Annotated in this window: 25 protein-coding genes; 4 read left to right on the top strand and 21 right to left on the bottom strand. The window is 70.0% G+C overall.

The window, feature by feature from the left end; genetic code table 11:
• Positions 1-154 precede the first annotated feature (154 nt).
• Positions 155-547, top strand: a complete 393-nt coding sequence (locus EV691_RS05715; RefSeq protein ID WP_131300716.1) for a hypothetical protein — start codon at positions 155-157, stop codon at positions 545-547.
• Between the two features lie 735 nt (positions 548-1,282).
• Here the strand turns inward: EV691_RS05715 and hypE are convergent.
• The 16 genes from hypE to EV691_RS05635 form a co-directional block, all read right to left on the bottom strand.
• Positions 1,283-2,308 (bottom strand): hydrogenase expression/formation protein HypE, encoded by a 1,026-nt coding sequence (gene hypE / locus EV691_RS05710; RefSeq protein ID WP_131300714.1) that lies wholly within the window; start codon positions 2,306-2,308, stop codon positions 1,283-1,285.
• Positions 2,305-3,444 (bottom strand): hydrogenase formation protein HypD, encoded by a 1,140-nt coding sequence (gene hypD, locus EV691_RS05705; RefSeq protein WP_131300712.1) that lies wholly within the window; start codon positions 3,442-3,444, stop codon positions 2,305-2,307. Before hypD ends, hypE begins: the two co-directional genes overlap by 4 nt.
• The gene (locus EV691_RS05700) at positions 3,441-3,695 is read right to left on the bottom strand and encodes a HypC/HybG/HupF family hydrogenase formation chaperone (RefSeq protein WP_131300710.1); all 255 of its coding nucleotides are present in this window, start codon (positions 3,693-3,695) and stop codon (positions 3,441-3,443) included. Before EV691_RS05700 ends, hypD begins: the two co-directional genes overlap by 4 nt.
• Entirely contained in the window at positions 3,695-6,001 is a 2,307-nt protein-coding gene (gene hypF, locus EV691_RS05695) for a carbamoyltransferase HypF (RefSeq protein ID WP_131300708.1), read from the bottom strand. The genes EV691_RS05700 and hypF overlap by 1 nt, the downstream gene beginning before the upstream one ends.
• 20 nt (positions 6,002-6,021) lie before the next feature.
• On the bottom strand, positions 6,022-6,936 hold the full coding sequence (gene hypB / locus EV691_RS05690) for a hydrogenase nickel incorporation protein HypB (protein WP_131300706.1): 915 nt from the start codon (positions 6,934-6,936) through the stop codon (positions 6,022-6,024).
• Positions 6,937-6,938: 2 nt separating this feature from the next.
• Positions 6,939-7,280, bottom strand: a complete 342-nt coding sequence (hypA, locus tag EV691_RS05685; protein ID WP_242672618.1) for a hydrogenase maturation nickel metallochaperone HypA — start codon at positions 7,278-7,280, stop codon at positions 6,939-6,941.
• The gene (locus EV691_RS05680) at positions 7,273-8,319 is read right to left on the bottom strand and encodes a nickel-dependent hydrogenase large subunit (RefSeq protein ID WP_131300704.1); all 1,047 of its coding nucleotides are present in this window, start codon (positions 8,317-8,319) and stop codon (positions 7,273-7,275) included. Before EV691_RS05680 ends, hypA begins: the two co-directional genes overlap by 8 nt.
• Positions 8,316-8,777, bottom strand: a complete 462-nt coding sequence (hybE, locus tag EV691_RS05675; RefSeq protein WP_131300703.1) for a [NiFe]-hydrogenase assembly chaperone HybE — start codon at positions 8,775-8,777, stop codon at positions 8,316-8,318. Before hybE ends, EV691_RS05680 begins: the two co-directional genes overlap by 4 nt.
• Before the next feature lie 6 nt (positions 8,778-8,783).
• The gene (locus EV691_RS05670) at positions 8,784-9,002 is read right to left on the bottom strand and encodes a rubredoxin (protein WP_131300701.1); all 219 of its coding nucleotides are present in this window, start codon (positions 9,000-9,002) and stop codon (positions 8,784-8,786) included.
• Positions 8,999-9,853 carry a hydrogenase expression/formation protein gene (locus tag EV691_RS05665; protein ID WP_131300699.1) on the bottom strand — a complete coding sequence of 285 codons (855 nt, stop codon included), beginning with the start codon at positions 9,851-9,853 and terminating at the stop codon, positions 8,999-9,001. The genes EV691_RS05670 and EV691_RS05665 overlap by 4 nt, the downstream gene beginning before the upstream one ends.
• Positions 9,850-10,299 (bottom strand): thioredoxin domain-containing protein, encoded by a 450-nt coding sequence (locus EV691_RS05660; protein ID WP_131300697.1) that lies wholly within the window; start codon positions 10,297-10,299, stop codon positions 9,850-9,852. Before EV691_RS05660 ends, EV691_RS05665 begins: the two co-directional genes overlap by 4 nt.
• Complete coding sequence (locus tag EV691_RS05655; RefSeq protein ID WP_131300695.1) at positions 10,296-10,622, bottom strand: HypC/HybG/HupF family hydrogenase formation chaperone; 327 nt, start codon at positions 10,620-10,622, stop codon at positions 10,296-10,298. Before EV691_RS05655 ends, EV691_RS05660 begins: the two co-directional genes overlap by 4 nt.
• A gap of 2 nt (positions 10,623-10,624) precedes the next feature.
• Positions 10,625-11,254, bottom strand: a complete 630-nt coding sequence (locus tag EV691_RS05650; protein ID WP_131300693.1) for a HyaD/HybD family hydrogenase maturation endopeptidase — start codon at positions 11,252-11,254, stop codon at positions 10,625-10,627.
• Between the two features lie 147 nt (positions 11,255-11,401).
• Positions 11,402-12,124 carry a Ni/Fe-hydrogenase, b-type cytochrome subunit gene (gene cybH / locus EV691_RS05645; RefSeq protein ID WP_131300691.1) on the bottom strand — a complete coding sequence of 241 codons (723 nt, stop codon included), beginning with the start codon at positions 12,122-12,124 and terminating at the stop codon, positions 11,402-11,404.
• Between the two features lie 16 nt (positions 12,125-12,140).
• A complete protein-coding gene (locus tag EV691_RS05640) occupies positions 12,141-13,949 on the bottom strand; it encodes a nickel-dependent hydrogenase large subunit (RefSeq protein WP_131300689.1) in 1,809 nt (602 codons plus the stop codon).
• The gene (locus tag EV691_RS05635) at positions 13,946-15,022 is read right to left on the bottom strand and encodes a hydrogenase small subunit (RefSeq protein ID WP_039806931.1); all 1,077 of its coding nucleotides are present in this window, start codon (positions 15,020-15,022) and stop codon (positions 13,946-13,948) included. Before EV691_RS05635 ends, EV691_RS05640 begins: the two co-directional genes overlap by 4 nt.
• Positions 15,023-15,299: 277 nt before the next feature.
• Between EV691_RS05635 and EV691_RS05630 the strand changes: the two genes are divergently transcribed.
• Positions 15,300-16,610, top strand: a complete 1,311-nt coding sequence (locus EV691_RS05630) for an MFS transporter (protein ID WP_131300687.1) — start codon at positions 15,300-15,302, stop codon at positions 16,608-16,610.
• Between the two features lie 10 nt (positions 16,611-16,620).
• Here the strand turns inward: EV691_RS05630 and modC are convergent, their stop codons facing one another.
• The 4 genes from modC to EV691_RS05610 are packed head-to-tail and all read right to left on the bottom strand — an operon-like array spanning position 16,621 to position 20,091.
• Entirely contained in the window at positions 16,621-17,763 is a 1,143-nt protein-coding gene (gene modC / locus EV691_RS05625; RefSeq protein WP_131300685.1) for a molybdenum ABC transporter ATP-binding protein, read from the bottom strand.
• Positions 17,764-17,782: 19 nt separating this feature from the next.
• Positions 17,783-18,463 carry a molybdate ABC transporter permease subunit gene (gene modB / locus EV691_RS05620; protein ID WP_039806939.1) on the bottom strand — a complete coding sequence of 227 codons (681 nt, stop codon included), beginning with the start codon at positions 18,461-18,463 and terminating at the stop codon, positions 17,783-17,785.
• A gap of 18 nt (positions 18,464-18,481) precedes the next feature.
• Positions 18,482-19,237 (bottom strand): molybdate ABC transporter substrate-binding protein, encoded by a 756-nt coding sequence (modA, locus tag EV691_RS05615; protein WP_039806941.1) that lies wholly within the window; start codon positions 19,235-19,237, stop codon positions 18,482-18,484.
• Positions 19,238-19,278: 41 nt separating this feature from the next.
• Complete coding sequence (locus EV691_RS05610) at positions 19,279-20,091, bottom strand: TOBE domain-containing protein (protein WP_039806945.1); 813 nt, start codon at positions 20,089-20,091, stop codon at positions 19,279-19,281.
• 204 nt (positions 20,092-20,295) lie between these two features.
• Here EV691_RS05610 and EV691_RS05605 point away from each other — a divergent pair, with 204 nt between their 5' ends.
• Positions 20,296-20,724: a TOBE domain-containing protein gene (locus EV691_RS05605; RefSeq protein WP_131300683.1), complete on the top strand. Its 429-nt coding sequence runs from the start codon at positions 20,296-20,298 to the stop codon at positions 20,722-20,724.
• Between the two features lie 68 nt (positions 20,725-20,792).
• Positions 20,793-21,560 carry an ATP-binding cassette domain-containing protein gene (locus EV691_RS05600; protein WP_131300681.1) on the top strand — a complete coding sequence of 256 codons (768 nt, stop codon included), beginning with the start codon at positions 20,793-20,795 and terminating at the stop codon, positions 21,558-21,560.
• On the opposite strand, the gene EV691_RS05595 is transcribed toward EV691_RS05600, so the two are convergent.
• Positions 21,514-22,407: a substrate-binding domain-containing protein gene (locus EV691_RS05595; protein WP_131300679.1), complete on the bottom strand. Its 894-nt coding sequence runs from the start codon at positions 22,405-22,407 to the stop codon at positions 21,514-21,516. The two genes, EV691_RS05600 and EV691_RS05595, sit on opposite strands and share 47 nt — an antisense overlap.
• Positions 22,408-22,422 lie beyond the last annotated feature (15 nt).

Raw genomic sequence — 22,422 nt, 5'->3', positions numbered from 1 at the left:
CCAAGCACAAAAAAGTGTTTCTTTTCTTGACCCACATCAATCGTAAGGGTAATTTCAGTTCCAACGGAGACGGAAGCCCTGCCAAAAGCAGCGCCTCAGGTCCCGCTCGACGATTTGACCCGGATCGCTGGAATGTTTCCTCGGAGGAACCGCCATGAAAAAGCTCGGCACCCTGGCCCTGACCCTCGCCCTGCTGGCCGCCGGTAGCGTGAATGCCGCCGAAGTTCTCGAGGAAACCAAGGATCAAACCACCGGCAAATCGGTCGGCGGCATGAACGGCATGATGATCGGCGCCATCGGTGGTCCGATCGGCATGCTGATCGGCGCCGGCATCGGCGCCCTGTTCGGCGGCGAAGCCCAGGAGGCCACCGGCCTCAGCGACCGCGCCTACAAGATCCGCACCGCCGATGGCAAGGAAAAGGTGGTGCGCTCGACTGAAACGTTCGCCGTCGGCGACAAGGTCGAGACCCGCGGCAACCGCGCGTTCAGCGATGTCGCCAAGGCGGATGACAGCCTCTACGACAGCGCGCTCAGCTACCGCGAATAAGTTATTCCACAGCAAAAGCCCGGCTCTTCAGCCGGGCTTTTGCTTTCTGGGGCCGCCAGGTTGGTCTGGACCTCAAGCCTTGTGTGTGAGCGCCGCGCGTTCCTCGGCCCGAGCGACAGGTTTCGCCTTGCACGGCGAGTCACTTTTGTCAGTCGCGACAAAAGTAACCAAAACCGCTTGCCCCTTCATCCGGCCCTGCGCTGCGCTCCGGGTCCCCTCCCTCCGTCGTCGCTCCAGGGGCCCGGCCCGCAGGGCCATCCATGGCCCACGGGCCTCTCGCCGCATCCATGCGGCTCAACCCCTTGCGCAACGACTCCGCTCGGCCTCCTTCGGGGCTGCCTGATAGGCTCTGCATAAAGAGCAAAGGCAAATCTGCAGCCAGCGTACTTTGTAAGCATTCCACTCAACCCTCAGCCCACTGCTCAGTCCCGTACAGAAGGCCGAGCGCAGGCGCTGCGCAGGGGGACGCGAGGCATGGACGCCGAGCGACGAACGAAGGGACAGGAACGTCCCTTCGTGAGGGGCCCCCGGAGCAGTGCCGGAGCGAGGGAACCCGTAACGAAGCGCAGCGCAGTGGAGGGCCGGATGTCGGGTGCCCTTCTTCTTTGGTCACTTTCTTCTTGGGCAAGCAAGAAGAAAGTGACTCGCCGTGCAGGGCGAAACCTGTCGCTCGGGCCGAGGAAAGCAGGCAGCTTGAATAACCGAAGGCTAGGCCAACACCGCCCTTCTGACTTGTCAGCAAATCCTCGGTAACTGCTCCCCGTTCAACCAGTCCACCATCCGGCTCCCGCCGAACAGCGTCTCCATCTGCACGAAGCAGCGCTCGTCGGCCACCACCGTGCCGATGATCGCCGCCTCGCGCCCCTGCGGATGCGAGCGCATGACCTCGAGCAGACGCTCGGCCTGCTCGGCCGGGCAGATGGCGATCAGCTTGCCTTCGTTGGCCACGTACAGCGGGTCGAGGCCGAGGAATTCGCAGGCGGCGCGCACCGGTTCGCGCAGCGGGATGGCCCGTTCGACGAGCTGCATGCCGACCCCCGACTGGCGGGCCAGTTCGTTGAGGGTGTTGCCCAGGCCGCCGCGGGTCGGGTCGCGCAGGCAGCGGATCTGCGGCACCGCCTCGACCATCGCGGCGACCAAACGGTGCAGAGCCTGGGAGTCGGAGCCGATGTCGGCCTCGAAGCCGAGGCCTTCGCGCAGCGAGAGGATGGTCACGCCATGGTCGCCGATGCTGCCGGAGAGCAGGATGCGGTCGCCCGGCCGCGCTTGATCGCCGGACAGATGCAGGCCGGGCGGCACCACGCCGACCCCGGTGGAGGTGATGAACACCCCGTCGCCCTTGCCGCGCTCGACCACCTTGGTGTCGCCGGTGACCACCGGCACGCCGGCCTCGCGGGCGGCGGCGGCCATCGACTCGACGATGCGCGCCAGGTCGGCCAGCGGAAAGCCCTCCTCGAGGATGAAGCCGGCGGCCAGGTAGCAGGGCCGGGCGCCGGCCATGGCCACGTCGTTGATGGTGCCGTGCACGGCAAGACTGCCGATGTCGCCGCCGGGGAAGAACAGCGGCGAGATCACGTGGCTGTCGGTGGCCATCACCACCCGCCCGGGCGGCAGCTCGAACTGCGCCTGGTCGTTGCGCTGGTCCAGCCATTCGTTGCGCAGGGCGCGGGCGAACAGTTCCTCGATCAGTTGGCCCATGGCGCGGCCGCCGCTGCCGTGGACCATCTCCACGCTGCCGTTCTTCAGATCGAGCCGGCTCATCGGGCCACCTCCACGGCAGCCTGGCGCTGGCGGCCGTAGGCGTACCAGGCGGCGCAGGCGCCCTCGGAGGAAACCATGCAGGAACCCAGCGGGTTGTCCGGGGTGCAGGGGTTGCCGAACAGCTTGCAGTCGCGCGGGCTCTTCGCCCCGCGGAGGATCGCCGGGCATTCGCAGGCCTTGTTCTCCAGCCCGGTCCGCGGTTCGAGAGCAAAGCGCCGCTCGGCGTCGAACTCGGCGAAGGCCTCGCGGATCTGCAGGGCGCTGTGCGGCACCGCGCCCAGGCCGCGCCACTCGAAACTCTCGCGCACTTCGAAGACCTGCCCGGTCAGCGCCTTCGCCTTGAGGTTGCCTTCGGCGGTGACTGCGCGGGTGAACTGGTTCTCCACCTCGGCACGGCCCTCGTTGAGCTGACGCACCAGCATCAGCAGGGCCTGCAGCAGGTCCAGCGGCTCGAAGCCGGCGATCACCAGCGGCGTGCCGTATTGCTGCGGGAAGGGCGCGTAGGGCGCGCTGCCGATCACCGTGCTGACGTGGGCCGGGCCGATGAAGCCGTCCAGCTGCAGCTTGCCGGCACGCGCCTCCGGCGTGGCGAGGATGGCGTGCATCGCCGCCGGGGTCAGCACGTGGTTGCAGAACACCGAGAAATTCTTCAGGCCGAGCCTCTGCGCCTGCTCGATCACCAGCGCGGTGGGCGGGGTGGTGGTCTCGAAGCCGATGGCGAAGAACACCACCTCTTTACTCGGGTTGTCCTGCGCCAGCTTCAGCGCCTCGGCCGGCGAGTAGAGCATGCGCACCGCGGCGCCCTCGGCGCGCGCCTTGAGCAGGCTGATGCGCCCGGAGGCGGGCACGCGCAGCATGTCGCCGTAGGTGCAGAGGATCACTTCCGGGCGGCGCGCCAGTTCGATGGCCATGTCCAGCCGGCCGATCGGCATCACGCACACCGGGCAACCGGGGCCGTGGATCAGTCGCACGTTGGCCGGCAGCAGGTCGGGGATGCCATAGCGGAAGATCGCGTGGGTGTGCCCGCCGCAGAACTCCATCAGCCGGTACTGGCGCGCGGAATCGGCCTCGGCGGCGATGCGCGCGGCGAGCTGGCGCGCGGTGGCGCCGTCGCGGAATTCGTCGACGTACTTCATGAGGCGTCTCCCTGCGCGGCCTGCTCGGCTTCGGCCAGTTGGCCCAGCTCGGCGAGCAGTGCCAGGGTGCGCTGCGCCTCGGTTTCGTCGAGCTTCTGCAGGGCGAAGCCGACGTGCAGAATCACGTAGTCGCCGACCTTGAGATCGTCGAGCAGGGCGACGTTGATGGTCTTGCGCAGGCCGCCGATGCAGGCGACCGCGCTCTGTTCGTCGAGCAGTTCCTCGATGCGGACCGGAATGGCCAGGCACATCACGCTTGTCCTCGTGTCGATGGGGTATCCGGTGCCAGCAGCACCGCCCAGGCCTGGCCGAGGGCCAGGCCACCGTCGTTGACCGGCACCCGCCGCGGCAGCAGCGGCTCCAGACCGGCGGCACGCAGGCGCGCGCTGAGCCCGTCGCGCAGCACGGTGTTCAGGAAACAGCCACCGCCCAGGGCGATCCGGCGCAGGCCGGTGGCTTTGGCAGCGCGCGCCGCCCAGGCGGCCAGGGCCTCGATCAGCACGCCGTGGAACAGCTCGGCGCCGGCCCGGCTATCGTGCAGATCCGCCAGCTCCGCGAGCAGCGGCGCGAGGTCCAGGCGGTTGTCGTCCCCGATCCGCCAGAGTGCGGGAACCGCTTCCGGCAGGCCGACCACCCGCGACTCCAGGCGCAGCGCCGCTTCGGCCTCGTAGCGCTGTCGCTCGCCCAGGCCCAGGAGGCCCGCGGCGGCATCGAACAGCCGGCCGGCGCTGCTGCTTGGCGGACAATTGAAGCCGCGTTCGAGCATCCGCGCAATGGCCGCGCTGCCCGGCTCGATGGCGAAGCGCGTGGCGATCTCGTCGCCGCGGCCCAGCGCATGCAGGGCGCCGGCGGCCATGCGCCAGGGCTCGCGCGATGCCTGGTCGCCGCCGGGCAGCGGCAGCGGACTCAGCTCGCCGAGCCAGGCGCAGCCGTCCGCCGTCACCTTCAACAGTTCGCCGCCGCGCAGCCGGCCGTCGGCGCCGAGGCCGAAGCCGTCCAGCGCCAGGCCGAGCACCGGCTCGGCGAGGCCGTGCTCGGCCATCACCGCGGCGATATGGGCGTGGTGGTGCTGAACGGGGTGCAGCGTCAGGCCGTGGCGCTCGGCGTAATCGCGGGCGAGGCGGCTGGCGTAGAAATCCGGGTGCAGGTCGCAGGCGATGCGCTCGGGACGGACGCCGAGCAGCTCGCCGAACTGCGCCACCGTGCGCTCCAGGGCGCGGCAGGCGTCGGCGCTATCCAGATCGCCGATGTGCGGCGACAGCCAGGCGCGGTCGCCCCGGGTCAGGCAGATGGCGTTCTTCAACTGGCCGCCCAAGGCCAATATCGACGGACCACTGCGGGCCAGGCAGATTTCCAGGGGCGCCAGGCCGCGGCCGCTGCGGACCACCACGGGTGCATGGCCCAGGGCATTGATCACCGAGTCGTCGCAGCGGTTGAGGATCTCGCGATCGTGCAGCAGCCAGAGGTCGGCGATGCCGGCGAGCTTCTCGCGCGCCTCGCCGTTGCCGGTGATCAGCGGCTCGCCGCTCAGGTTGGCGCTGGTCATCACCAGCACCAGGTCCTGGGGCGCGGCGGTCCAGGCCGTGCCGGCCGGCCGCCCGGCGGCCTCGTGGAACAGCAGCCAATGCAGCGGGCTGTGCGGCAGCATCACGCCGAGCCAGGCGAGATCCGGCGCCACCTCGGCGGCGAGCAAGCCATCGGCGGCGGGCCGCTTGCGCAGCAGCACCACCGGCGCGGCCGGGCCGCTCAGCTCGGCGAGACCGCTCGCGTTCAGCTCGACCAGGGCCTGCAGCGAGGCCGGGTTGGCGGCCATCAGCGCGAAGGGCTTGGCCGGGCGGCGCTTGCGCCGGCGCAGCGCGGCCACCGCCTCGGCATTGCGCGCATCGCAGGCCAGGTGGAAGCCGCCGACGCCGCGCAGGGCGACAACTTCGCCGCGGCGCAGGGCTGCCAGCGCCAGCTCGACGGGATCTCCGGGCAGGCGCCGGCCCTCGCCGTCCTCGCACCACAGCCTGGGGCCGCAGGCCGGGCAGGCGATCGGCTGGGCGTGGAAACGGCGGTCGGCCGGATCTTCGTACTCGCGCCGGCAGTCCGGGCAGAGCGCGAAGCCGGCCAGGCTGGTCTGGGCGCGGTCGTAGGGCAGGCGGCGGATCAGGCTGTAGCGCGGGCCGCAGTGGGTGCAGTTGATGAAGGGATGGCGCCAGCGGCGGTTGTGCGGATCGAAGAGTTCTTCGAGGCAGGCCGGGCAGACCGCGGCGTCCGACGGCGGCGCCAGCGCCCCGCCCGCTTCGTCATGGCTCGGGACGATGGCGAAGCCGGCAAAATGCGCTCCGGCAGGGAGGTTCTCGCGCTGGATGGCATCGAGCCGGGCTAGCGGCGGCAGCTCGGCGGGCAGACGCCGCTCGAATTCGGCGAGCGCCGCCGCCGGGCCCTGCAGGTCGATGCGCACGCCCTCGCCAGTGTTGCACACCGCGCCGGCCAGGCCGAGGGCGGTAGCCAGACGGTGCACGCCGGGGCGCATGCCGACGCCCTGCACCCGGCCGCGCAGCAGCAGGCGCACGCCCGCCTCCGCCGGCTGATTCAGAGCAGCGCCTCGAGGGCCTGCGCCTGGGCCCTGAGGGCGTCGATCCGGGTGCGCAGGCGGGCGCCGCGCTGGCGTTCGATCCAGGCCAGCCACTCGCCCATGCCCTCGCCGCTGCGCGCCGAGACACGGATCACCTCGATGTCCGGGTTGACCCGCCGGGCGTAGGCGATGCAGGCCTCGACGTCGAAGTCCAGGTGCGGCAGCAGGTCGGTCTTGTTGAGCAGCATCAGGTCGGCGGCGTGGAACATGTCCGGGTACTTGAGCGGCTTGTCCTCGCCCTCGGTGACCGAGAGGATCGCCACCTTGTGCGCCTCGCCCAGATCGAAGGCCGCCGGGCAGACCAGGTTGCCGACGTTCTCGATGAACAGCAGGCCGCCTTCCAGGCCTTCCAGCTGCTCGAAGGCGCGGCCGACCATGTGCGCGTCCAGATGGCAGCCCTTGCCGGTGTTGACCTGCACCGCCGGCACCCCGGTGGCGCGGATGCGCGCGGCGTCGTGGTCGGTCTGCTGGTCGCCCTCGATCACCGCCAGCGGCCGGTGCCGGCCGAGCAGCTCGATGGTTTTGGTCAGCAGGGTGGTCTTGCCCGAGCCGGGGCTGGACACCAGGTTGAGGACGAACAGCGACAGGGCCTCGAAGCACGCGCGGTTCTCGGCGGCGTAGCGGTCGTTCTTGCCGAGGATGTCCTGCTCGATCTGCACCATGCGGCTCTGGCTGAGGCCCGGCGCGTGGGCGCGGGCCGGGCCCTGGCCGAAGTGCAGGTTGAGGCCCTCGACCACCAGCGGCACGGCCTCGGCCGGCGCCGGGCGGCGCACGAAGGCGTGCTCGCGGTGATGATGGTCATGGCCGTGATGATGGTGGTGCTCGCCCTCGATCCGGGTTTCGCCCTCGGCGCAACCGCAAACGGTACACATGCTTATTCTACCTCCAGTTCCTTGACCCGCAGCTCGTCGCCCTGGGTGACCTGCAATCGGTAACTGCCGCACTGTGGGCAGGCGTCGTAGCGCTGGCGGATCGCCACGCTGGCGTTGCAGCCGAGGCACCAGGCGCGTCCCGGCAGCTCGACGATCTCCAGGCGCGCGCCCTCGGCCAGGCTGTGGCGGGTCACTGCCTCGAAGCAGAAGCGCAGCGCCTCGACCTCGACCGCGGCCAGCGGGCCGATCTCCAGCCACACCGCCTTGACCCGCTCGAAGCGCTGCGCCGCGGCCTGCTCTTCCAGCAGCTGGACGATGCCCTCGGCGATCGACATTTCATGCATGAATGATCTTCACCTCGAACGCGACGCAGGGATCGACCGCGAGGATCAGCGCGCGCAGCAGCGCCTCGCTGTCTTCCTCGGCCACCCGCACGCCGCACAGCCGACGGCGCAGCGGGCCGTCTTCATGGAAATTCCAGTCGGTCGGCGCCAGCAGTTGCCAGGCGCCGACCGTCCCCTCGTCCAGGCACACCCGGTGCAGCAGAGCGCCGCGGGCGGTCTGCGCCAGGCCGACGCCCTCCCCCGCGTCCAGTCCGGCCACCGCCGGCGGCAGCGGCGGCTGCTGCAGCGAGTCTATCGCCTGCGCCGTGCGCCGCAGCAGCGCGCCGACGTGCTGCTCGATCTGCGCGGCTGCCGTCGCCTGCATCCCGGCGGCGGCCGCCGGGCCGGTGATCCGCGGCGCACCGGCGATCTCGGCGCGGGCATCGCCGGCACGCAACTGCGCCAGCAGTGCCGGCAGATCCGCCGGATCGAAAACCGCCGGCAGCGGACCACCGAGGGCGACCTCCTGCCAGCGGCTCAGACGCGGACCCAGCCAGTCGGCCGGCGCCGGCAGTTCAAGATGCGCCCAGATAGCAGCCAGCTCGGCCAGCGTCTCCTCAAGCTGCAGATCGGCCGGCAGCGGCGAGGCACGGAAGACAGTCAGCGGCTGCAGCCGGGCGGCGGCGCGCTGGCACAGGGCGACCAAGGCCTTGAGCCGCTCCAGCGGTAGCGGCAGCGCCCAGACCTGCACCAGGCGCAGCAGGGATTCGCGGATCAGCTCCAGCTCGGCGAGCCGGGCACGACCCTCCTCCACCTCGGGAACGGCCGGCCAGCAGGCGGCCCGCTCCAGCGCCCGCAGCGCCGCCACCTGCTGGGCCGCGGCGCACAGGCTGAACAGCAGCGGCAGGCGCGCCAGGGCCGCCTCCGCGGTCTGCCCGACCAGCAGGCGGGAAAGCTGCGCCAGCGGGCGCTGCAGACAAGTATCGACGGCACGGATGACGCCGTCCTGCTGGCGAACCTCCACCTGCAGGCGTCCGGCCAGTTCAGCCAGGGCGCTCACGACGCACCGCCCAGGGCGCGACGGAACAGAGTGCGGCGGCTCATCAGGCCGCTTTGCGACGGTTCCGGCTCGGGTTCCGGCACGGCGAAGACCAGCCGCAGCACCTCCTCGGCCATCGCCCGCACCCCGGCCTGGTCGGGGAAGTCCTGCATCGGCGAGCACAGCGAGGCGCTGGCGTAGCGGCCGAGGCTTTCGTCCTCGTGCAGGGTGCATTCGTAGTCGCCGGAGGGCAGCGACAGCACCGCGCGCTCGCCCTTGGCCGGCAATTCGGCCTCGGCCGGCGGCTGCCAGAACAGGTTCATGCACCAGGGCGTGATCAGCACGCCGAGCGCGCCGACGCCCTCGACCGCGCGCCAGCCGAGCAGCTCCACGGCGAGCGCCGGGTTGTAGACCGGCAGCCCGGCCATGCGCGTGCCGACCGCCCGGTAGTAGGCTTCGATGGCTTCGCGGCTGTGCATGAGCCTTCAGTCGTCCACGACCATGAACTGCTCGCGGTCGCCGTCGCACTGCGGACAGCGCCAGTGCGCCGGCAGCGCGGCGAAGGGCGTGCCCGGCGGGATCTGCCAGACCTCGTCGCCCACGGCGGGATCGTAGCGGTGCCAGCAGATCTTGCACTCCAGCACGGCTTCGTCCGCCAGGCGCGCGGCATCGCCCAGGTAGCTGCCTTCGAAGCGCGTGCTCACTCCAGCGCCTCGCGGATCTCGCGCAGCCGCTCGGCGGAGTCGTCGATGTCCTCCTGGGCGGCGCAGGCCGCCTGTGGGATGGCGGTCACCTCCAGGGTATCGAGGATCAGCCGGTCGGTGCTGTTGAAGTACTGCACGCGCCAGATGCCGGGGGTCGCGGTGCTGGCGATGCGGCAGTTGCCGTAGCCGCGCGAGAGTACGGTCACCGGCCCCTCGCCCAGCTGCTCGGCGAGGAAGCGCTGGTCCTCGGCGGAGAACGGCAGCAGCGACAGGTTGATCACGTGCGGCGTGGCGCTCGCGTGCTCGGCATGCTGCTTCGCCGCCTCGAGCAGCTCCACCAGCACCGGGCCGGCATTCAGCAGATCGTCCGGAAGAGTGGCGCCAAGGCGCGGCCAGCGGGCCTCGGCGAAGGCCCGGCGGCGCACCAGCGCGGGGATGTCGGCGACCTCCAGCCACTGGCCGACGACCTCGCCCAGGCCGACCTGCAGTTGCACCCACCAGACCCCGGCCAGCACGGTTTCCTGGATGCGCACCGGGCGCTGGCCGCCGACCTGAATCGCCACCTCGCCTTCGCCGAGGATCTGCTGGAGCAGCTTCAGGTCGGCCTTGGGCTGGCGGTCGAGGCCGATCACCCGGCTCTGCTCGCCGATCCGGTAGGCGCCCAGCGCCTCCTGCAGCCGCTCCAGCAGCGCCAGGGCGATCGGGTGCGAGTCCAGCTGCTCGGGCTCCGGCAGCGAGGGGCGCTCGAAGGTGTGCATCTCGCGCGGCATCGGCAGGTAGTCGAGCCGGTCCTCTTCGCCGTGCGAGCCGGGGCCGAAGCCGGGCGGGAGAATGGACTGGGTGCCGATCATGGTTCGCTAGCCTCCATCTGGCTGCAGGAAGAAGATGCGCCGCCATCCAGCGACAGCACGGGAATGCGTGGCAGGTCTTCGGGCTCGCCGGCGAGGATCGCCGGGATGCGCTCGAGGTATTCGTCCCAGTTCAGCACCCGCGACAGGCTGCCCAGGAAGCGCCCCTCCTTCAGAAACACCAGGGTCGGCCAGACGGCGAAACCGTAGCGCCCCTGCAGGCCGGCTTCGTCCTCGCCGGCGACCAGCGCTGGAGCGAGCTGCGGGAAGGCCTTGACCAGTTCCGGCAGGATCACCGCGACGTCGAGCGATTCGGGAAAGCGCCTGGGATCGCCGGCAAAGAACAGCACGGAGAACGGCTGCGCCTGCACCTGGCGGTCGAAACCGGCGGCGTCCAGCAGCGGGTAGCCGAGCGTCGCGGTCAGGCGCTCGATCAGGGGATGACTCATGGGGAATGCGGCTCCTTGGGTGGCAGTTGCGCCTGCAGGTGGGGCGGCAGTTGCGGCTCACGGTCGAGGTCGGCGAACAGCCCGTCGAGCGCGGCCAGATCGCCCGCCTGCACGGCCTGCAGCGCGCACAGGGCGTCGCGGATCTGCGCGGCGCGCTCGGCGTCGAGGGCTTCGCGGGCGACATCGAGGAACACCAGCAGCCAGTCGCCGGGCGCCGGCGGCTCGATCAGCCGGGTGTCGATCCAGCGCGCCTCCCGGTCGTCGCCGCACAGGGCGCGGCCCGGCGCGCACTCCAGCACCTGCAGGGGAATGCCGATGCACATGTTCAGTCCTCCTCCCGGCCCGGCTGGGCGATGAAGCGGATATCGCCGTGACGGTAGGCCACGTCCTCGGCCGGACGCTCGGCCTCGTAGCGGCCGAGGGCCAGCTGCGCCGGGGCCAGTTGCTCGGCATCGCCCTCGCGCGGCGTGGCGAGCACCCCGCGTTCGGCGAGGAACGCCAGGGCGATCGCCAGCGCCGGCTCCAGCTGGGCGCGCACCGGCTCGCGCAGGCTGCCGCCAAAGTCCTCCAGCTCCGCGGGCTGCACGCCGACCAGCAGCAGCTCGCGCGGATAGGCGCCGGTGAACGCGGCGAGCGCCAGCACGTCCTGGAAACCGGTCTGGTGCAGGCTCATGCGCTTGGCGCCCATGAACCTGGGCACCTCGTCGTCGCGCACGATCTTCAGAGTGCCGGGGACCAGGCCGTAGTCGACGGCGTCGAAGACGATCAGGCAGTCGGCCTGCTGGACGTGCTGCACCAGGTAGATGCCCTGGGTGCCGCCGTCCATCAGCCGCACGCCGTCGGGAAAGCGGTAGCGCTCGTTGAGCAGCTCGACGCAGCGCACGCCGAAGCCTTCGTCCGCCCAGAGCAGATTGCCGATGCCGAGAATGAGGATGTTGGGGCTGGAGCCTGTCATGGATCGTTTACCGCCGGGCTATAAGGCCCGGACCGTGGGTCAACTCGCACGTCCCTGATGGCGAAAGCCCGGGACGACCAGCGGCCCGGGCGGTGAAAAACAGTGCGGCGCAGACTGCCTGCGCCCTCTGGCGGTGCGCCAGGGCGGTCAGTCCGGCCGGTCGTCCTTGAACATCCGCCAGCCGCCGACCATGGTGGAGATCAGCGACTGCCGGGACACGATGTCTTCGCGCACGGCCAGATAGACGTGGATCATGACGAAGACGATGAGGTACCACATGCCAAGATGATGCCAGGTATGCACGTCCTGGCTCTGGCCGAACAGCGGGATCACCCAGCCGAACAGCCGGTCGGCCCAGCTGCCCTGCCCCAGGCCCTCGGCGTAGAGGGCGAAGCCGGTGACGCTCATGAACACCGCGCCGACCACGAAGAAGCAGAACATCGCCAGCTGGCCCAGCGGGTTGTGGCCGATGTACTTCTTCGGGACCTTCTCGAGGAACAGGTACCAGCGCACCTCGTGCCACAGCTCCTTCCACCAGGCCTTGCGGTGCACCGGCACGAGGAACAGCTCGCGGGCGTGATGGTTGCCGACGAAGGCCCAATAGACCCGGCCGACGAAGCCGATCGCCAGCACATAGCCGGCGGCGAAGTGGGCGAAGCGGATGTAGCCCATCAGGTAGTTGTCCATCGCCTCGCCGGGCATCGTCGGCAGCGGCGCGCCGATGAAGTAGCCGGTCACGCCGAGCACGACGATGGACAGCGCCGTGACCCAGTGCCAGAGGCGCAGCGGCGCCTCGTAGACATACACCGCGGTCTGCTTGCGGACCTTCTCCTGGCCGTCGCCGGTTTCCAGGGATTTTTCCAGTGCCATCGCGCAATCCTCCGGTTCAGCGGACCTTCACCCGGGTCAGCTCCTGGCCGTCCGGCGACATCACGTGGGTCGAACAGGCCAGGCAGGGGTCGAAGCTGTGCAGGGTGCGCAGGATCTCCACCGGCTCGTCCGGGCGCTCCATCCTGGTGTTGAGCAGCGCGGCCTCGTAGGCGCCGATGTTGCCCAGATGGTCGCGCGGGGTGCCGTTCCAGGTGGTCGGCACGATCGCCTGGTAGTTCTCGATCTTGCCGTCCTTGATCCTGATCCAGTGGCCGAGGGCGCCGCGCGGCGCCTCGTTGATGCCGACGCCCTTGGCCTCCTTCGGCCAGGTGCTCGGGTCCCACTTCTCGACGTTGGCGGTGGCGCGGTCGCCGGCCTTGATGTTGCCGACCAGGGCCTGCCAGTCGTCGAGCATGCTGTCCACCGCCAGCTCGCATTCCAGGGCGCGCGCCAGGGTGCGGCCGAGGGTCGAGGGCAGGAACTGCTTGAGGCCGAGGGCCAGACCGGTGCTCTGGTTGAAGGCGGACAGCGAGCGGTCGACCTGCTCCTTGACGTATTCGCGGCCGGAGGCGTAGGCGATGATGTAGCGCGCCAGCGGGCCGACCTCCATGGCGTGGCCGCGCCAGCGCGGCGCCTTGATCCAGCTGTACTTGTGCGCCTCGTCCAGCTCCTGGATGTTCGTGCGGGTGCCCTTGGTGTTCGGACCCAACTCGAATTTCGGCTCGGTGACGCCATCCCAGGGGTGCAGGCCCTTGGTCTCGTCGGCGTAGCTGTACCAGGAGTGGCTGACGAACTCCTGGATCTCCTCGGGATCGCGCACGTCGACCGGCAGCACCTCGTCCCAGTTGCCGCCGACGATGGCGCCGGCCGGCAAGAGGTCGCTGGACTTGTCGCCCGGGACCCGGGTGAAGGTGCCGTAGGAGAGCAGGTTGTGGCCGGCCAGGCCGCCGCCGTACAGCCAGTCCTTGTAGATCCCGGCGACCGCCAGCACGTCCGGCAGGTAGACGTTCCTGGTGAACTCGCGGGCCTCGTGGATGCGCTCGAGGACGAAGTTCAGGCTGGTCATGTTGACCGGCGCGCCGGCGGCGCCGACGTCGTCCAGGTTGATGGCACAGGCCACGCCGCCGACCATGTAGTTGGGGTGCGGGTTCTTGCCGCCGAAGATCGTGTGGATCTTGACGATGTCCTTCTGCAGGTCCAGCGCTTCCAGGTAGTGCGCCACGGCCATCAGGTCCGCCTCGGGCGGCAGCTTGTAGGCCGGGTTGTCCCAGTAGCCGTTGGAGAACAGGCCGAGCTGGCCGCTCTCGACGAACTTCTTCAGGCGTGTCTGCACGTCGCGGAAGTAGCCGGGGCTGGACTTGGCATGGGCCGGCGAGACCGCCTGCTGCAGCGCGGAGGTCGCCTTGGGGTCGGCCTTCAGGGCGTTGACCGGGTTGACCCAGTCCAGCGCGTGCAGGTGGTAGAAGTGCACGATGTGGTCGTGCACCTGCAGCGTCTTGTCCATCAGGTTGCGGATCAGGTGCGCGTTGTAGGGGATCTGGATGCCTAGGGCATCCTCCACCGCGCGCACCGAGGTCAGCGCGTGGGTGCCGGTGCAGACGCCGCAGATGCGCTCGACGAAGGCCCAGGCGTCGCGCGGGTCGCGGCCCTTGAGGATGACTTCCAGACCGCGCCACATGGTGCCGGTGGACACCGCGTTGGTGATGATGTTGTTGGCGTCGACGTTGACCTCGCAGCGCATGTGGCCTTCGATGCGGGTCACCGGGTCGACGACGATGCGCCGGCCGGATTTGTCCAGCTGGCTGGCGTTCGGCAGGCTGCTCATGCCTGATCCCCCTTGTTCTGCAGACGCTTGATGGCGGTGACCGCGGCGTGGGCGGCGATGGCGGCACCGACGCCGCCGGCGACCGCGGCGCCGATCTGGTCGGCGTTCTTCTCGATGCCGAACTGCGGGATGGTGGTCAGCCGCTCATAGAACGAGCCCTTGTCCCAGAAGCCGTCCTCCGAGCAGCCGATGCAGCCGTGGCCGGCCTGGATCGGGAAGGAGGTGCCCTCGTTCCAGCGCACCGTGGAACAGGCGTTGTAGCTGGTCGGGCCCTTGCAGCCGACCTTGTACAGGCAGTAGCCCTTGCGCGCGCCCTCGTCGTCCCAGTGCTCGACGAACTGGCCGGCGTCGAAGTGCGGGCGGCGGTAGCATTTGTCGTGGATGCGCTGGCCGTAGAACATCTTCGGCCGGCCCTGGCGGTCCAGCTCGGGCAGCTTGCCGAAGGTCAGCATGTAGGTGATCACCCCGGTCATCACCTCGGCGATCGGCGGGCAGCCCGGCACCTTGATGATCGGCTTGTCGGTGATCACCTTGTGGATCGGCACCGCCTGGGTCGGGTTCGGTTTGGCCGCCTGCACGCAGCCCCAGCTGGCGCAGCTGCCCCAGGCGATCACCGCCTTGGCGTCCTTGGCGGCGTGCTTGAGCTGGTCGAGGAACGGCTTGCCGCCGACGATGCAGAACATGCCGTCCTCGTTGAGCGGCGGGTTGCCTTCCACGGCGAGGATGTACTCGCCCTTGTACTTCCTCATGGTCTCTTCGAGGGCCGCCTCGGCCTGGTGGCCGGCGGCGGCCATCAGGGTGTCGTCATAGTCCAGCGAGATCATCGACAGCACCACGTCCTTGACCAGCGGGTGCGCGGAGCGGATGAACGACTCGGAGCAGCAGGTGCACTCCAGGCCGTGCAGCCAGAGCACCGGGGTGCGCGGCCTGGTTTCCATCGCGTGGGCGATCTGCGGGGCGAAGGTCGGGCCGAGGCCCAGGGCCGCGGCCGTCAGGCTGCAGTACTTGAGAAAGCTGCGGCGGGTGATGCCCTGACGCCGCATCACGTCATAGAAGGTTTCGAGTTGAGACATGCCGTTACCCTTGTGGCCAGGTCGTTTCGGCGCCCCTGCGCGTCGTCCTTCGGCTATGACGGCGCGCCGGCGAAATTGCCCACGGTTGCTGAATAAAAACCGCGCGAATAATGCGCCAATGCCATGCTTTTGTCATGACTCGGCGCGGGGGCATTCGTCGGAGGAAAGGCCCGGCCGCTCTGGCCAGGGCGATGGCGGCCGCAGCTGCCCGGCCGTGCGTAATTTGCTATGGTGCGCCGGCGTTCCCTCTTGCCCCCAGTCCCGAGAAGCCAGCCCCATGCCCGCCGAGCACTCCGGCGCCGCGCCCGCGGCGCGCCCGTTGACCCGCAGCGACCTCAAGACCCTCTCGCTCTCCGCCCTCGGCGGCGCGCTGGAGTTCTACGACTTCATCATCTTCGTGTTCTTCGCCGCGGTGCTCGGCAAGCTGTTCTTCCCTGCCGAGATGCCCGAGTGGCTGCGCCAGCTGCAGACCTTCGGCATCTTCGCCGCCGGCTACCTGGCGCGTCCGCTGGGCGGCATCGTCATGGCCCACTTCGGCGACCTGCTCGGCCGCAAGCGGATGTTCACCCTGAGCATCTTCATGATGGCCGTGCCGACCCTGTGCATGGGCCTCTTGCCGACCTACGCGCAGATCGGCATCTGGGCGCCGCTGGCGCTGCTGACCCTGCGCGTGGTGCAGGGCGCGGCGATCGGCGGCGAGGTGCCGGGGGCCTGGGTGTTCGTCTCCGAGCACGTGCCGGAGCGGCGCATCGGCTTCGCCTGCAGCACCCTGACCGCCGGACTGACCGCCGGCATCCTGCTCGGCTCGCTGACCGCCAGCGCGATCAACCGGGCGTTCAGCCCCGCGGAGCTGGCCGACTGGGCCTGGCGCATCCCCTTCCTGCTCGGCGGGGTGTTCGGCCTGCTCTCGGTCTACCTGCGCCGCTGGCTGCACGAGACGCCGGTGTTCGCCGAGCTGCAGCTGCGCCAGTCGCTGGCCGCCGAGCTGCCGCTCAAGGCGGTGCTGCGCGAACACCGCCCGGCGGTGCTGCTGTCGATGCTGCTGACCTGGGTGCTGTCGGCCGGCATCGTGGTGATCATCCTGATGACCCCGACCCTGCTGCAGACCCAGCACGGCTTCGCCGCCGGCGAGGCGCTCGCGGCCAACAGCCTGGCCATCGTCGGCCTGACCTTCGGTTGCGTGCTCGCCGGCCTCTCGGCGGACCGCTTCGGCGCCGGACCGACCTTCGTCTGCGGCGGCCTGCTGCTGCTACTGAGTTCTTCGGCGTTCTACGCCAGCCTCGCCGAGCACCGCGACCTGCTGCTGCCGCTGTACGCCCTGGCCGGCCTCTGCGTCGGCACCATCGGCGCCATTCCCATGGTGATGGTCAAGGCCTTCCCGGCGGTAGTGCGCTTCTCCGGGCTGTCGTTCTCCTACAACCTGGCCTACGCCATCTGCGGCGGCCTGACGCCGATCCTGGTCAGCCTGCTGCTGAAGTGGAGCCCGCTGGGGCCGGCCTACTACGTCGGCGCGCTGTGCCTGCTGCTGGTGCTGGCCGGCGCGGCGCTGTGGCGGCGCACCGCCCTGGCGCCGGCGCCGGCCGCCTGAAGCCGCGGCCTCAGCCGAGCAGCGCCACCGCCTTGATCTGCGCCCACATGCGCTTGCCGGGCAGGATTTCGAGCTGGTCGCAGGAGCGGCGGGTGATGCGCGCGATCAGCGGCGTGCCCTCGGCGTCCAGGCGCACCAGCACGTGGGCCGGGGTGTCGGCCTCGACCACCTCGCGGACCATGGCCGGCAGCACGTTGGTGATGCTGGTGTCCTCGATCTGGCTGAGCGCCAGGCTGACGTCGCGGGCGTGCACGCGCAGGCGCAGGCGCTGGCCGAGCGCCTCCGGGCGACGGGCGACCAGCACCGCGCCGCCGGGAAATTCGAGGCGGGTGAGGTGGTAGTGGTCGTCGTGCTCGGCCACCACCGACTCGATGACCACCCCGGCGTCCTCGCTGAAGGCGGTGGGCAGGTCGAGCCGCGCCAGGGTTTCCTGCAGGGCGCCCTGGGCGACCACCCGGCCCTGGTCGAGCAGCACCACGTGGTCGGCCAGGCGCGCCACTTCGTCCGGCGAATGGCTGACCAGCAGCACCGGGATGTCCAGCTCGTCGTGCAGGCGCTCGAGGTAGGGCAGGATCTCGTTCTTGCGCTTGAGGTCGAGCGCCGCCAGCGGCTCGTCCAGCAGCAGCAGGCGCGGACTGGTGAGCAGCGCGCGGGCGATGCCGACGCGCTGGCGCTCGCCGCCGGACAGGCGGCCGGGCAGGCGGTCGAGCAGGTGGCCGATGCCGAGCAGCTCGAGCACCCGGTCCCAGGACACCCGCCGGCTGGCGGCATCGACGCGCTTCAGGCCGTATTCCAGGTTGCGCCGCACCGTCAGATGGGGAAACAGGCTGGACTCCTGGAACACGTAGCCGAGCGCGCGCCTGTGGGTCGGCAGGAACACCCCGGCGGCGCTGTCCTGCCAGACCTCGCCGTTGATCTCCAGGTAGGCCTCGGCGGCCCGCTCCAGGCCGGCGACGCAGCGCAGGACGGTGGTCTTGCCGGAGCCGGAATGGCCGAACAGCGCGGTCACCCCGTGTCCCGGCAGCTTCAGGTCGACATCCAGCGCGAACCCGGCATAGTTCACCCGGAAGCGGGCGCGGATGCCGTCCGCCGGCACGCTGGCCGAACGGGCGGCGTCGGCCTTGGCGGCGGCGAGTTCGAGGATGGTGCTCATGGGGAAACCTCCCGGCGGATCAGCTCAGCCCCGGCTTGAAGCGGCGGCTGGAATAGAGGGCGAGCAGCACGAGGAAGGAGAACAGCACCATGCCACCGGAAAGCCAGTGGGCCTGAGCGTACTCCATCGCCTCGACGTGGTCGAAGATCTGTACCGCCACGGTGCGGGTCTTTTCCGGGATGTTGCCGCCGATCATCAGCACCACGCCGAACTCGCCCACGGTATGCGCGAAGCCGAGAATCGCGGCGGTGACGAAACCGGGCCGGGCCAGCGGCAGCACCACGGTGAAGAAGGTATCCCAGGGGCCGGCGCGCAACGTCGCGGCGACCTCCAGCGGGCGCTCGCCGATCGCCTCGAAGGCGTTCTGCAAGGGCTGCACGACGAAGGGCAGCGAATAGAACACCGACGCCACCACCAGGCCGGCGAAGGTGAAGGGCAGCGTGCCGAGGCCCAGGGACTGGGTCAGTTGACCGACAGGGCCGTACGGCCCCATGGTCACCAGCAGGTAGAAGCCGAGCACGGTCGGCGGCAGCACCAGCGGCAAGGCCACCACCGCGCCGATCGCCCCCTTCAGGCGCGAGCGGGTGCGCGCCAGCCACCAGGCGATCGGCGTGCCGATTATCAGCAGCAGCAGGGTGGTCAGCGAGGCCAGCTCCAGGGTCAGGCGGATGGCGGCGAAATCGAGTGCGGACAGCGGCATTGCCGGGGCCTCCTGCGCTTACAGGTCGTAGCCGTAGGCCTTGATCACCGCGGCGGCCTTGGGCCCCTTGAGGTAATCGACCAGCGCCTGGGCCGCCGGGTTGTCCTTGCCCTTGGCGAGAATCACCGCATCCTGGCGGATCGGATCGTGTAGCTCGGCCGGCACGGTCCAGCCGGAGCCTTCGGTGAGCTTGCCGTCCTTGGACACCTGCGACAGGGCGACGAAGCCCAGTTCGGCGTTGCCGGTGGAAACGAACTGGTGCGCCTGGGCGATGTTGGCGCCCTCGACGAGCTTCGGCTTGACCGCCTCGCCCAGGCCGAGCTTGGCCAGCACCTGGATGGCGGCGGCGCCGTAGGGCGCGGTCTTCGGGTTGGCGATGGCCAGGTGCTTGAAGGCGTTCTTCTTCAGCACCTCGCCCTTGCCGTCCACGTAGCCCGGCTTGGCCGACCAGAGCACCAGCTTGCCGATCGCGTAGGTGAAGCGCGAGCCCGGAACGATGGCGCCTTCCTTCTCCAGCCGCTCCGGGGTGGCGTCGTCGGCGGAGAGGAAGACCTCGAAGGGTGCGCCGTTGTGGATCTGGGTATAGAAGCCGCCGGTCGGGCCGAGGGAGGCGATCACCTTGTGGCCGGTGTCCTTCTCGAACTCGGCGGCGATCTCCTTGATCGGCGCGGTGAAGTTGGCGGCGACGGCGATCTGCACCTCCCCGGCCTGGGCGGCGCAGGCGAGCAGACCGGCGCTCAGGGCGATGCACAGGCGGGACAGCGAAAAGCTCATGGGACTACTCCATGTTGAAGGAAACGGAACAGGGAAACGGCTCAGTCGTAGACGGCGAGGATCACGCTGGACGACTTGAAGAAGGCGCAGGCCTCCACCCCCGGGGCCAGGCCGAGCGCCTCGCAGCTGTCGGCGGTGACCACGCAGGTCACGCTGCGCCCGGACGGCAGCGCCAGGGTCACCTCGCTGTTCACCGGCCCCTCGTGGATCTCGACGACCTCGCCCCACAGCTGGTTGCGCGCGGTGAGCTTGAGCGAGCGCTCGGTGGTGAGCATCACCGACGAGGACTTGACCAGCGCGAAGACCTCCTTGCCCATGGCCAGCTCGAGGTTTTCCGCGCTGGCCTTGGTGATGATCGCGGCGATCTCGTTCTCGGCATCCAGGCGGATGCGCACCTCGTAGTCGACGCCACCGACGCGCAGGCCGGTGATGGTGCCGGCGAACTGGTTGCGCGCGCTGGTCTTCAGGCTCATCGAGTGCATGAGGCGCTGGAAGGCCTGGATGTCGCCGCCGGTCACCTCGTTGAGGCGCTCGGAGAGGCGGTCGAGGGCGTGCTGGTACTCGATCTCCAGGGCACGGTACATGGCGATGATGCGCCGGCCGTATTCGGTGAGCTGGGTGCCCCCCCCCTGGCGGCCGCCGGCGACCCGCACCACCAGGGGCTCGGGGGCGAGGTTGTTCATGGTGTCGATGGCATCCCAGGCCGCCTTGTAGGAAAGCGGCACGGCCTTGGCGGCCCGGTTGATCGAGCCCTCGCGCTCGATCTGCTCGAGCAGGCGGATGCGGGTATCGGACAGGGCGGTACCGACATCGGTGTCCAGGGACATGCGGGCAAGAAAGCGGGTGGCAGTCATCGTTTGCGGCCTGTAACTTATCTATCTACATGAGTTTATATAAAGCAATTCACATGCCAAACGGCATTTCGCTATTGTTCCGTGCCTATAATGGACTTGTCTATACTCCCGCTCCACATGAGTTGTCATGTTCACGACAATTTATGTTGCACATGATATAGCGGTTGTGCCAAACCCTGCAGACAATCGGATGAGGAACACAGCATGAAAATCAGCGCCCGCAACGTCTTCAACGGTACCGTCAGCGCCCTGAAGGAAGGCTCGGTCAACGCCGAAGTGGACATCGTCCTGGGCGGCGGCGACAAGCTCGCTGCCGTGGTGACCCTGGAAAGCGCCAGGTCCCTGGAGCTGGCCGCCGGCAAGCCGGTGGTCGCCGTGATCAAGGCGCCCTGGGTCCTGCTGATGACCGACAGCAGCGGCTATCGGCTGTCCGCCCGCAACATCCTGACCAGCACCGTCAAGAGCATCGAGACCGGCGCGGTCAACGCCGAAGTCACCCTGGCCCTGCCGGGCGGCACCGAGATCACCTCCATGGTCACCAAGGAAGCCGTGGCCGAGCTGGGCCTGAAGCCGGGCGCCAGCGCCAGCGCGGTGATCAAGGCCTCGAACGTGATCCTCGGCGTTCCGGCCTGACGGACGACTCCTCCACGGATGGCATGGGGCGTGCTTGCAACGGGCACGCCTCGTCACGAGCCTCCGCCATGCCCCTCTTCACGCTTCCGAACTTCCTTCGCCGTCCCCGCTCCAGCCGTCCGGTACCGCCGGAGCGCCTGCACTTCCACCTGCGCAAGCGCCTGACCTCGGCCAACGGCCCCCTCGAACTCGATATCGAACTGGACATCGCCCGCGGCGAAAGCCTCGCCCTGCTCGGCCCCTCCGGCAGCGGCAAGACCAGCCTGCTGCGCCTGCTCGCCGGCCTGCAGCCGGCCGACGGCGGCTACATCGCCGCCTTCGGCAGGATCTGGCTGGACAGCGCCTGCGGCATCGACCGCCCGCCCCGCGAGCGGCCAGCACGCCTGCCCGGCGGCCAGCAGCAGCGCCTGGCGCTGGCCCGCGCCCTGGCCGCGGAGCCGGAGCTGCTGCTGCTCGACGAGCCGCTCTCGGCCCTCGCCGGCGCCCTGCGCGAGCGCCAGCGCACCACCCTGCTGCTGGTCACCCACGATCCGGGCGAGGCCCTGCGCCTGTGCGAACGCGCGGTGCTGCTGGAGGCCGGCCGGGTCGCCGCCGATGCGCCGCCGGCGCGGCTGTTCGGCGCCGGCGGCCCTGCCGATGCCGAACAGCGCCTGACCCTCGCCGGCCGGGTGGTCGAGCGCATCGCTGCCGCCGACGGCAGCCCGCTCTACCGCATCGAGGCCGAGGGCCGCACCTGCCTCGCCCGCGCGGCGGAGCGCGCCAGGCTGGAGCCGGGCGACAGCGTGCTGGTCAGTGCCGGGGACTGGCTGGCGACGCCGCTGCACGGCCTGCGCTGAGCGCCGGCGGCGCCTCCGCCAGCCCGTAGATCCACGGGCCGCCGGCCTCGGCGTCGGCGGCGGCCAGATCGGCCTGCCCGGCCGGCGAGACCAGGTAGTCGACCACCCGCCGGGCACCGTCGCGCGCCGCGGCGGAAGCCGGATGGGCCGGCCCCGGCTCCAGCGCCACATAGGCCCGGCGCATCCGCCGGTCGCCGCGCAGGAGGATCTCCAGGCCCTCGCCGTGCAGCTTGCCGAAGGCCGCGGGAATCCCGCCGACCACCACGTAGGCCCGTCGCTGCGCGGCCTGGGCGAGGATTTCCTGCGGCCGCTCGCCCTCGTCGGGCAGCACCCAGTCCGCCGCCGGGCGGATGCCGGCCTGCTTCCACAGGCGCTGGACGATCTCGTGGCTGCCGGCATCGCGGAAGGCGACGAAGGGCGCGCGCGCCGCGGCGATGCGCCGCAAGGCCTCGGCGCCGTCCGCCGCGCCGCGCACCCTGGCCGGGTCCTCGGCAGGGCCGACCAGCACGTGCTCGTTGAAGCCCCACACCTGCATCCGGCCGCCCAGCCCTGAAGCCTGCAGGGCGAAGGTCTCGCTGCCGCCATGGATCAGCAAAAGATCGGCCTCGCCGCGCACGAAGCGCGGCACGATGGCTTCCTTGTTCGCCACCGCGACCAGCTCCAGGCGAACGCCGGTGGCCGCCTCCAGGCGCGCCCGCAGCCGCTCGCCGACGCCGCTCAGCTGGATGCCGCCGACCATCGCCAGGCGCAGCGGCTCCCCGGCCCGCGCGCCCGGCGCCAGCCCCAGCAGCAGGCCGAGCAGCAGGGGCGCGCAGCGGGCCAGCCCCCTCAGGTTCCTCAACTGCATGATCCTCTCTCCTCT

The sequence above is a fragment of the Azotobacter chroococcum genome (genome assembly GCF_004339665.1).
GTDB lineage: Bacteria > Pseudomonadota > Gammaproteobacteria > Pseudomonadales > Pseudomonadaceae > Azotobacter > Azotobacter chroococcum.
Note: the sequence above shows the minus strand (reverse complement) of the source record. Positions and strands in the feature narration are given on the sequence as shown.